Below are 10,402 nucleotides of genomic sequence, written 5' to 3' on the forward strand. Positions count from 1 at the left end.
ATGGCGATGCGGTTAAATGACGACTTAGACAGTAACGGCGAAATGCATGAGATCAACGTGACGCCGTTTATCGACGTGATGTTGGTGCTGCTGATTATTTTCATGGTAGCCGCGCCGCTGGCCACGGTAGATGTCAGGGTTAACTTACCCGCCTCAACCAGCGCGCCGCAGCCGCGTCCGGAGAAACCGGTTTATCTTTCGATTAAAGAAGATAAGCAGATGTATATCGGCAACGAAGCGGTAACCAAAGATAAGCTGATCGACGTACTGAATGCGCAGACGGAAGGCAATAAAGATACCACCATCTTTTTCCAGGCGGATAAGTCTGTGGATTATGAAACGTTGATGGGCGCGATGGATGCCTTACGCGGTGCAGGTTATCTGAAGATTGGCCTGATGGGCATGGAATCTGCTCAGAAATAACCAGCCGGGGCGCTATGCCCCGGTAAATTTACTCTTTTCTCGCCCCGGTTAGCCAATTAATCTGAGTTAATATCCCTGAAGCGTTAAGCCTGCCGCGCAAGCTATTTATTTCCTCGTATGCAAAAAAATGCCGCAGCGGATAGCGTTGCGGCATTTGGTATCTGGCTGGCGACGCTGGAGCCGAAACCCCAGTGTGCTGACTAATAAAACGTTAACCCAGGTGTTCGCCACCGGTTACGCCATGCACTTCCGCCGTGACGTAGCTTGATTCCTGCGATGCCAGATAAACATAAACGCCCGCCAGCTCAGCTGGCTGACCGGCACGCTTCATCGGCGTCTGCTTACCAAACTCAGGCAGTTTCTCCTGCGTCTGGCCGCCTGAGATCTGCAGCGCAGTCCAGACTGGCCCTGGCGCCACGCTGTTAACGCGAATGCCTTTCTCCGCTACCTGTTTCGCCAGCGCACGCGTATAGGCAAGAATAGCCGCCTTGGTAGAAGAGTAATCCAGCAGATGCGGGCTGGGCTGATAAGCCTGAATCGATGAGGTAGTAATAATCGACGCGCCTTCCGGCAGCAGTGGGATTGCCGCCTGAGTGATCCAGAACAGCGAGAACACATTGGTCTCATAGGTTTTACGGAACTGCTCGGTTGTTAGCTCGGCAATTTGTTCAACCGCCACCTGTTTACCGGCCACCAGCGCCAGAATATCCAGCCCGCCCAGGTCTTTATGTGCCTGGGCTACCAGCTGCTTACAAAACGTTTCTTCACTGATGTCGCCTGGGATTAATACAACTTTACGGCCCGCCTCGCGGATATGGTTGGCCACTTCTTCCGCGTCACGCTGTTCAGCGGGCAGATAGTTGATGGCCACATCGGCGCCTTCGCGCGCATAGGCAATAGCGGCAGCGCGGCCAATACCGGAATCAGCGCCGGTTACCAGCGCCTTGCGTCCTTCCAGACGCTGTCTGCCGCGATAGCTTTTTTCGCCGCAGTCCGGCACCGGCTGCATGTCCTGCTGGATGCCTGGGGAGGGCTGACGCTGTTTCGGGTATTCACCGGTGTAATACTGGGTGAGAGGATTCTGCATTTTATTCTGGTCTGCCATGTTTCCTCCTGATGCATTTAAAGAAAATTCACTATCAAGGCTAGGAGAAACTCACGCATTGTCGAGGCCTGTAACTATTCATATCAGCCAAGTCACTGTCTGGGTTGAAAAAAAACGTAGCGGGAAAATGCGAACAAATATTAGTAAATATGAATAATCACCATTAAAAAGCGCGTTTTACAGAGCAAAATAGGCCATTCTCTATATTGTTAATTAATAGTTACTAAACTGATGGTTTTGTAAACTGAAATGGTGAGGGGAATCACGTTATGCCGGTAAGAATCGGGCTAAAAGGGGGAAAAACACAAGGAAGCCAGTATGAATTCAGTTACAGATTTACAAAGTTCCCGCCGCAGCGCTGTCAAAACTATCTTTAGCGTAACCAGCGGCAATTTTCTCGAAATGTATGATTTTATGGTGTTTGGCTATTATGCCAGCGCTATCGCCAAAACATTCTTTCCGGGTGATAACCCATTCGCCTCGCTAATGCTGACATTAATGACGTTCGGTGCTGGATTCCTGATGCGTCCGCTCGGAGCGATCGTTTTAGGCGCCTATATCGATCATCACGGACGGCGTAAAGGCCTGCTGCTAACCCTGGGTCTGATGGCGCTGGGCACGCTAACCATCGCCTGCGTGCCGGGCTACGCCACGCTTGGTGCCGCCGCGCCGCTGCTGATCCTGTTGGGACGTTTACTGCAGGGCTTTTCCGCTGGCGTCGAGCTGGGCGGCGTGTCCGTTTATCTCAGTGAAGTTGCGCCGAAAGGACGTAAAGGCTTTTACGTCAGCTGGCAGTCCGGTAGCCAACAGGTTGCGGTGATTTTCGCTGCGCTGCTTGGCCTGCTGCTCAATCATCTGTTAGCGCCGCAGCAGGTTACCGAATGGGGCTGGCGCATTCCGTTTGTGGCGGGCTGCCTGATTGTGCCATTTCTGTTCTGGATCCGTCGTATGATGGAAGAAACCGAAGCCTTCAGCCAGCGTAAGCAGCATCCCTCGATGCGCGCCATTATGCGTACGGTCGCCAGTAACTGGGCGCTGGTGCTGGCGGGTATGCTGATGGTGGTTACTACCACCGTAATGTTTTATATGATCACCGCCTTTACCCCAACCTTTGGCAAAACCGTGCTAATGATGAGCGACAAACAAAGCTTTCTCGTCACGCTGTGCATCGGTCTGTCTAACCTGATCTGGCTGCCGCTGATGGGCGCGCTTTCCGATCGGGTTGGCCGTCGTCCATTATTAATCACCTTTACGCTGTTAATGATGCTGACCGCCTGGCCGGTATTGCGCTGGCTGGTGGGATCGCCTTCCTTCACCCATCTGCTGGAGGCGGAGCTGTGGCTCTCTTTTCTTTATGCCAGCTATAACGGCGCGATGGTAGTCTACCTGGCCGAGGTAATGCCCGCTGAAGTGCGCGCCTGCGGCTTCTCGCTGGCCTACAGTCTGGCGACCGCGCTGTTTGGCGGCTTTACGCCAGCGATCTCCAGCTACCTTATTCATGCCACCGGCGATAAGGCGATGCCTGGCGTCTGGCTGACCATCGCCGCGGTATGCGGCCTGCTGGGTACCTTGCTTATCAAGCGCCTGCTGAAACAGTATCAAATGCGTCAGGGTCATATCGCCGCGACCGCCCTCTAATCAGAATGCCAAAATCACACCGTCGGTTGAATTTCCAACCGGCGGCATGTTCTGTGTGGTTAATAAAGGTGCTGCCTTTAGTGCAGAGCGCACAGATTTATATTTTTAATGGAAAAGAGTTATTAATTAATAAGACATTGAGCCGTTCTGTTTAAATCCCGGCTTGCCGTTTTTGGCGCGCCCTTGTTTCTCCTCTTTTCCTTTTCGCTACTCCCCTGATGAATTTCAATATAACCCCTGGGAGTTATTCGCGCTTAAGCTGTTTATATTAGTTATTTTTACTCTATAGCAAGCCTCAGCAATGCGGTAACCAGACGGTTAAGCTTTTACTACAGCGGATGTACCCGCACTCTTTAAGCCGCAGCCCACGCCTTAGGCAGCCCTTTCAGGCGACAGCCGGAAGATCTCGCGCTGTAACATCTACCCGAAAAGCTTTATCAGTGCTATTTTCTTGTGGCAATTAAGGGACGCCGCTTTTTTATAAAATATACTGACTCGGTTAACCCTAAAAAAGATGCCGTTATATAACCTTTGTTTTAGCAGGGAAATAACAAAGATCTGTCACGAGCGTATAAAACGAACGTCCTGAACTCCAAAATAAACAAAAGTAATACTTATGAGTTTTATGCTTCAGGCTGAACAACCCCCGCGTTGGGCAGTGCGATGTTCCGGCTAAGAATAATTTTATTGTTCCCGACAATCTCTTTTATTTATGGAGATGGCGATAAGTATTGGGCCAATCATGCCGATAATTTAGCCATTGCAAACCGTGTATCGCTTGCTATTGCTTTTTTAATTTTCGCGCCTGCTGCAGGCGTTAACTGGCGGGTAGTTCTATGTTGGTAACTTCTTACGATGCAGTGATGATTATCGTCTCGATAATCGTGGCTTTTCTGGCCTCGTATACTGCGCTGGATATGGCTGGCCGGGTGGTAAACAGTACCGGCAGAGCGGCTCTGGTTTGGCTGCTGGGCGGTGGGTTCGCCATGGGCGTCGGCATCTGGGCGATGCACTTTATCGGCATGCTGGCGATGAATATGTCGATGATGATGAGCTACAACGGCCCACTAACGCTGCTGTCGATGATTATTGCTATCGCCGCTTCGGTATTTGCGCTGTGGATCGTCTGCTACGGTGAGCTTCGCTGGCCGCGCTTAAGCTATGGCGCATTGGTGTTGGGCAGCGGCGTGGCGGCGATGCACTACACCGGCATGGCCGCGCTGATGTTTGAGCCGGGCATTATCTGGAACTGGCGCTGGGTGGCCCTTTCGGTGGTCATCGCTTTGCTGGCGTCAGGCACCGCGCTGTGGCTGGCGTTTCGGCTGCGTAAAGGCGCTGGCCGGCTGGCGCTGCTGCGTGCGGGCGCGGCGGTGGTGATGGGGTTTGCTATTGCCGGTATGCACTATACCGGAATGGCCGCCGCCAGTTTTTCCGCCCAGGGCCATATGATGCGCCACGGCGTCGATAGCGACTGGCTGGCGATTCTGGTGACGGTGGTATCGCTCTCTATACTTGGCATTACGCTGTTGGTTTCGATGCTGGATGCGCGCCTGCAGGCGCGTACGTCAATGCTGGTCTCTTCGCTGGCGGAGGCTAACCGCGAGCTGGCGCAATTGGCCGTGCAGGATAACCTGACGCGTTTGCCGAACCGTATTCTGCTGGAGGATCGTCTCAATCAGGCGATTAATAAGGCAACGCGAGAAAACTCCCGTTTTGCCCTGATGTTTATGGATCTTGATGGCTTCAAGGCGGTCAATGACGCTTTTGGCCATCATATCGGCGACAGGCTGCTGGTCGCGCTGACCGAACGTATGACGACGAATATCAGCGGGCACTATACGCTGGCGCGGCTGGGCGGCGATGAGTTTGTGCTGCTGATGGAAATTAATGAACCGAACGATGCCGCGGTTACCGCAGATGCGCTGGTTAAGCTGATAGAAAAGCCTTTTAACATTTCACATTACGAGCTGCTCGTGTCGGTCAGCATCGGCATTGTGGTGTATCCGGGGGATGGCGTTGATGAACGTGAGCTAATGTTTAACGCCGATGCCGCCATGTATCACACCAAAAACAACGGGCGCAACGGCTATCACTTCTTTCAGCCTTCGATGAATACCATTGCGCAAAACCAGCTACAGCTGCTCAGCGATTTATGGCTGGCGCTGGATAATAATGAGCTGCGGCTGTTCTATCAGCCGAAATATGCCGCGCCAAGCGGGCCGATTGTCGGGTTTGAAGCGCTGCTGCGCTGGCAGCATCCGCAGCACAGCCTGCTGTCGCCGGATATTTTCCTGCCGCTGGCGGAAAAAAGCGGCCTGATTATTAACGTCGGCAACTGGGTAATTAACGAAGCCTGCCGACAGCTACATGAATGGCATGAACAGGGACATAAAAACTGGTCGGTAGCGGTGAACCTGTCGGCGCTGCAGTTTGAGCAGAATAGCCTGGTGGATACCGTTGTGATGGCGCTGGAAAAACACCAGATCCCGCCGAATCTGCTGACGCTGGAAGTCACGGAAACCACCGCGATGCGCAATCCCGATGAAAGCGTGCGCATTCTGACTGCGCTGACCGACCTCGGCGTAAATGCCTCAATTGATGACTTTGGCACCGGCTACTCCAGCCTGCTTTATCTGAAACGTCTGCCCGCCAGCGAGCTGAAAATCGATCGCGCCTTTGTAAACGAACTTAGCGAAAACAGCGGGGACGCTACCATCGTGTCCGCGATCGTGGCGCTGGCGCAGTCGCTTAACCTCAAGGTGGTGGCGGAAGGGGTAGAGACGCCGGAGCAGCAGGCTTTTTTAACCAATCTTGGCTGTAACAGCCTGCAGGGCTATCTGCTGGGGAAACCGATTCCACCTGAGCGCATCCATGAGCTGAAGGAATATATTAAAACTAAAAATTCCTCAACCGTCGCCTGAGGCTGCCTGGTATTGAGAAAAAGGGCGGCTGGCGTATCCGCCGCGCGCCGGAAAAACTATAATAGTTGTTCTTTAACTTTCCGAGACCTGTAACAGTTTATGGCGAAATACCTTCAGCTGGTGGAGCAAATCCAGGCGCAAATTGATGCCGAAGTCTGGCAGCCGGGCGAAAAGCTCCCTTCGCTGCGCGATCAGGTTAGCCTGAGCGGCATGAGCCTGATGACGGTGATGCATGCTTATCAGGTGCTGGAAAGCCAGGGCACTATCGTTTCGCGACCGCAGTCCGGCTATTATGTCGCGCCGCGCGCCGAATTTCTTAGCCAGCCGGTTAACCATCAGAAAGTGCAGCTGGCGGAAGCGGTTGATATAAACTCTTTTATTTTCGATGTATTACAGGCCTGCCGCGATCCGCTGATTATCCCGTTCGGCTCCGCCTTTCCCGATCCGGAGCTTTTTCCGCAGCGGCAGCTAATGCGCGCGCTGAATAACGTTTCCCATAGCCTGACGCCGGGCGACGCCATTAATAATCTGCCGCCGGGCAACGAAGCGCTGCGTAAGACGCTGGCTCGTCGCTACGCTCAGCAGGGCATTACCGTCTCGCCGGATGAGATTGTCATTACTAACGGCGCGATGGAGGCGCTCAGCCTGAGCCTGCAGGCCGTCACCGAACCGGGTGATTGGGTGGTGGTAGAAAATCCGACCTTTTACGGCGCGCTGCAGGCCATTGAACGTTTAAAGCTGAAAGCGGTGGCCATCGCTACCGATCCTCAGCACGGCATGGATTTAAACGAGCTGGAGCAGGCGTTAAAGCGCTGGCCGGTTAAAGCCTGCTGGCTAATGACTAACCAGCAGAATCCGGTAGGTTTTACCCTGAGCCGGGAGAAAAAAAGAGCGCTGGTTGCGCTGCTGGCGGCGCATCAGGTGGCGCTGATCGAGGATGACGTTTACAGCGAACTTTACTTCGGGGCCGATAAGCCGTTGCCGGCAAAAGCGTTCGATCGTCACGGCAGCGTGCTGCACTGCTCATCCTTTTCCAAAAATTTAGTGGCGGGCTTTCGCGTAGGCTGGGTAGCGGCAGGGAAACAGGCGCAGCGCATTCAGCGCCTGCAGCTAATGAGTACGCTTTCTACCAGCGCGCCGATGCAGCTGGCGCTGGCGAATTATCTCGGTAACCGCAGCTATGACAGCCATCTGCGTAAGCTGCGTCAGGTGCTGGAACAGCGTAAAAATCTTGCCCGCCAGTCGCTTAAGCGTCATTTGCCTTACGGGGCCAAAATCAACGATTCGCGCGGCGGCTACTTTTTGTGGATTGAACTACCGGGGCAGGTTAACGCGACGCAGCTTTACTACCGCGCGCTGGAACATAACATCAGTATCGCGCCGGGCAGCATGTTTTCATCGGGACAGCAATATGCCAATTATTTCCGCTTTAACACTTCCTGGCCGTGGGACAGCACGCAGGAAGCGGCCGTGGCCATACTGGGCGGTTTGATTGCCGCCATGATGTAACGGCGGCGAATCGGCATCAGACGGAGGCGGCGGACTTATTGCCCCAGGCCAGATGATATACATCGTAAAAATCGACTTCGCCTTTCAGCGACAGCAGCTTACGCATTCCTGTCTTAACGTGTTCCGGCGTGGAAGGATGATTAAGAATATCGTTTACCGCCGCGTCTGACAGGGTACGTACGTAATACCATTCGCCGTTATAGCAAACGCGCAGATCCAGCGTATCAATATCTTCAAAGCGATACTTAGGATTAATATCCAGCAGCATCAAAAAGCTCATCAGCAGCACAAACGCGGTTGCGCCCCAAAAAGCGGGCCAGCCGAGATAATCGGTAGTAAAAATCAGCGCAACGCACAGACCGTAACAGACATACATCGTTAGCCACAGGCCGGGATGCGTTTTCAGAAAGTTAAAGCTAAAGCGCGGCTTATTATCGCGTAGCTCTTCACGGTTTAGCGTATCGATTTCGTGCAGCAGGATTTGTTTGATGGCATCCATTGTTTTACCTCTTCATTGAAGCCAACGAGGGTGAAATTAAACCATGAGATTAGCAAGGATGACAGAAACAGATTTTAGCAAAAAAGCTATAACAGTTGTTTACCGTTCGTTAACGTACGCCTGGTGGGGCGTAAAAAACGTCACGGTACTCCGTGTTGAACGGAAATTTGAGTTAAGTATTGAAAATAAAAGATTTTTGTGAAGCGGAAGCTATTCTTACTATTGCAAAGTTACTGGCTTTTGCCACAATTAATTAACATTACGACCAACAGGAGGCGTAGTATGTTTCCCTCATCGTGCAGTCTTATGGCAATGATGTCATTTGCGGCAGGCACTCTGTTTGCGGGGGCGTCCAATAACCCGCAGCATCTTATGTTGGCTATGCCTTCGAACGGTATTCCGAACAATCCGCTGCCGTTGATTATTTATCCGCGCATGGTGCCGAATGATATCGAAGACATTGCGGCCTGGTTCGAACAGCGTTTTGCGGCAAACCACTGGCCGCCACGCTGGCGCTCGGCCATCTTTCCCTATACGCATTATCACTCCAACTGTCATGAACTGCTGGGCGTTGGGGCGGGCTGGGCTGAAGTGCTGTTTGGCGGAGAAAGCGGGCGTATGGTAACGCTGCGGGCAGGCGATGCGGTACTTATTCCGGCGGGTGTGGGTCATCAGCAGATTGCGGCCAGTGAGGATTTCTTTACCGTTGGTGCTTATCCGGCTGGGATGGAGCCTGATACGCAGCGTGACGACAAAAATATTCTGGAACAGTCCCGCAGTGCTATCAAACGCGTACCGTTACCACAGTTCGATCCGCTAACTGGCGGCGAAGGTGCGGTAACTGACTTTTGGCATCCCGTCGCTCAGCAGCTGGCTCACCACAGCTAAACCACGAGCGGGGCGGCATAACAGGCTGCCCGCTCGGGTTAAATTTGCAGCGCTCATAGCGCACGTTTTATCGTAAATATTAAGAACATCTTTGTACGCTGCTAACAGGCTAAACCAGATAGTTTCTTTTAGCGACTTCATTAATATCAACCACGCTTTTAATACCCAGTTTGCGCAATATTTTAATTTTATAAGTGCTGATAGTTTTATTGCTAAGTGAAAGCTGTAAGGCTATTTCTTTATTGGAATAACCTGCTGCCAGCTTCCTGAGTACCATTAGCTCGCGGCGGGAAAGCGACATTAATTTTTCACTTTCTGGATGCAGCGTTTTTACTTCTATATTATGCGAGCAGGGATAAAACTTTATGCCTTTATCTATGCTGCGAATCGCCTGTAGCAGCTGAGTAATATCATGGTTTTTACACAGGTAGCCATCAACGCCCAACAGCAGGCAGCGCTGCATATGGAACTCGCTTTCGGAGGCGGTTAACACGATGATTTTCTGCTGCGCATTAATTCTTTTCAGGCTTTCAATGACCTGCATGCCCTCTCTGCCGGGGATATTGAGATCCATAATGACCAGGTCGGGGCGATGCAGGCCAACGTCCGCAATCACCGAAATGCCATCCTGCGCGACGCCAGCCACGGTATAGCCATTAGCACGTAAATAAGCCTTAATGCCTGAACAGATAAAAGGGTGATCATCAACAATAAACACAGTGTTAATCATAATTAATCCTGAGTGATATTAAAAATTCCATAAGTAATAATATTTATTAGTGCATTTCTTTAGCGTAGCATTATAGCCGCCCACATAATCTATCAATGTGAGAATTGTCTCTAATTATGCAGCGATTCTGATGCGCAATAGCGCTATATTCTCTCCATTTGAATGCAACAGCCGGTGGGATTTATTTTTCTGATAAAAATATCTTCTCCCGACAATGTTAAATACCCTACGTAATCAAATCCGAAAAAAACGACCTGTATTTGTTGTCTGTCTGATATTGATTAAAAACAGCATTCAGAGAAAATAATTGAGTATTTAACGTTTACCTATAAAAAGATGTTTAACCGTGAGTGGATAAGTTAACGGGAGGAAGGGTAATAAATATCCTGCCTGATATTTTTAAATAAAATAAGATAAGAGGCCGTTGCGGGATAACAGAAAATAAGCGCGTCAGCCATATTAAGCCGGGGGCCGCAAACGGCCTTGAAAAGGGCCGTACTTAAGCACCGGCGGTTTTTTCGCGGAAATGTTCGCTACGCTTTTGTGAGGTATAGTTCTTTAGGGCTTTGTTGAATAAATCGAACTTTTGCTGAGTTGAAGGATCAGATCACGTATCTTCCCGACAACGCAGACCGTTCCGTGGCAAAGCAAAAGTTCAAAATCACCAACTGGCCCACCTACAATAAAGC

9 protein-coding genes are annotated in these 10,402 nt (G+C 51.4%); 6 read left to right on the forward strand and 3 right to left on the reverse strand.

The genetic code is table 11. The features are described from left to right. Complete coding sequence (gene exbD, locus COO59_RS08105) at nucleotides 1–423, forward strand: TonB system transport protein ExbD (protein WP_103059294.1); 423 nt, start codon at nucleotides 1–3, stop codon at nucleotides 421–423. 211 nt (nucleotides 424–634) lie between these two features. Here exbD and COO59_RS08110 read toward each other — a convergent pair whose 3' ends face one another. Next, nucleotides 635–1,528, reverse strand: coding sequence for an SDR family oxidoreductase (locus COO59_RS08110; protein ID WP_103059295.1), 894 nt, complete (start codon nucleotides 1,526–1,528; stop codon nucleotides 635–637). A 318-nt stretch (nucleotides 1,529–1,846) separates the two neighbouring features. Here COO59_RS08110 and tcuC point away from each other — a divergent pair, with 318 nt between their 5' ends. The 3 genes from tcuC (at nucleotide 1,847) to COO59_RS08125 (ending at nucleotide 7,596) form a co-directional block, all read left to right on the forward strand. Then, the gene (gene tcuC / locus COO59_RS08115; protein WP_103059296.1) at nucleotides 1,847–3,166 is read left to right on the forward strand and encodes an MFS transporter; all 1,320 of its coding nucleotides are present in this window, start codon (nucleotides 1,847–1,849) and stop codon (nucleotides 3,164–3,166) included. An 836-nt stretch (nucleotides 3,167–4,002) separates the two neighbouring features. Continuing rightward, complete coding sequence (locus COO59_RS08120) at nucleotides 4,003–6,087, forward strand: putative bifunctional diguanylate cyclase/phosphodiesterase (protein WP_103059297.1); 2,085 nt, start codon at nucleotides 4,003–4,005, stop codon at nucleotides 6,085–6,087. Nucleotides 6,088–6,186: 99 nt separating this feature from the next. Continuing rightward, on the forward strand, nucleotides 6,187–7,596 hold the full coding sequence (locus COO59_RS08125) for an aminotransferase-like domain-containing protein (RefSeq protein WP_103059298.1): 1,410 nt from the start codon (nucleotides 6,187–6,189) through the stop codon (nucleotides 7,594–7,596). 16 nt (nucleotides 7,597–7,612) lie between these two features. Here COO59_RS08125 and COO59_RS08130 read toward each other — a convergent pair whose 3' ends face one another. Next, entirely contained in the window at nucleotides 7,613–8,095 is a 483-nt protein-coding gene (locus tag COO59_RS08130) for a YlaC family protein (RefSeq protein ID WP_103059299.1), read from the reverse strand. A gap of 282 nt (nucleotides 8,096–8,377) precedes the next feature. On the opposite strand from COO59_RS08130, the gene COO59_RS08135 reads away from it, so the two are divergent. Then, nucleotides 8,378–8,983, forward strand: a complete 606-nt coding sequence (locus tag COO59_RS08135) for a hypothetical protein (RefSeq protein ID WP_103059300.1) — start codon at nucleotides 8,378–8,380, stop codon at nucleotides 8,981–8,983. Nucleotides 8,984–9,092: 109 nt separating this feature from the next. Here the strand turns inward: COO59_RS08135 and COO59_RS08140 are convergent, their stop codons facing one another. Then, the gene (locus COO59_RS08140; protein ID WP_103059301.1) at nucleotides 9,093–9,713 is read right to left on the reverse strand and encodes a response regulator transcription factor; all 621 of its coding nucleotides are present in this window, start codon (nucleotides 9,711–9,713) and stop codon (nucleotides 9,093–9,095) included. 594 nt (nucleotides 9,714–10,307) lie between these two features. Here COO59_RS08140 and COO59_RS21215 point away from each other — a divergent pair. After that, a partial coding sequence (locus COO59_RS21215) for a hypothetical protein (RefSeq protein ID WP_047353184.1) occupies nucleotides 10,308–10,402 on the forward strand: 95 nt, incomplete at its 3' end.

It is taken from the genome of Mixta theicola, from assembly GCF_002895925.1.
In the GTDB taxonomy this organism is placed as follows: domain Bacteria; phylum Pseudomonadota; class Gammaproteobacteria; order Enterobacterales; family Enterobacteriaceae; genus Mixta; species Mixta theicola.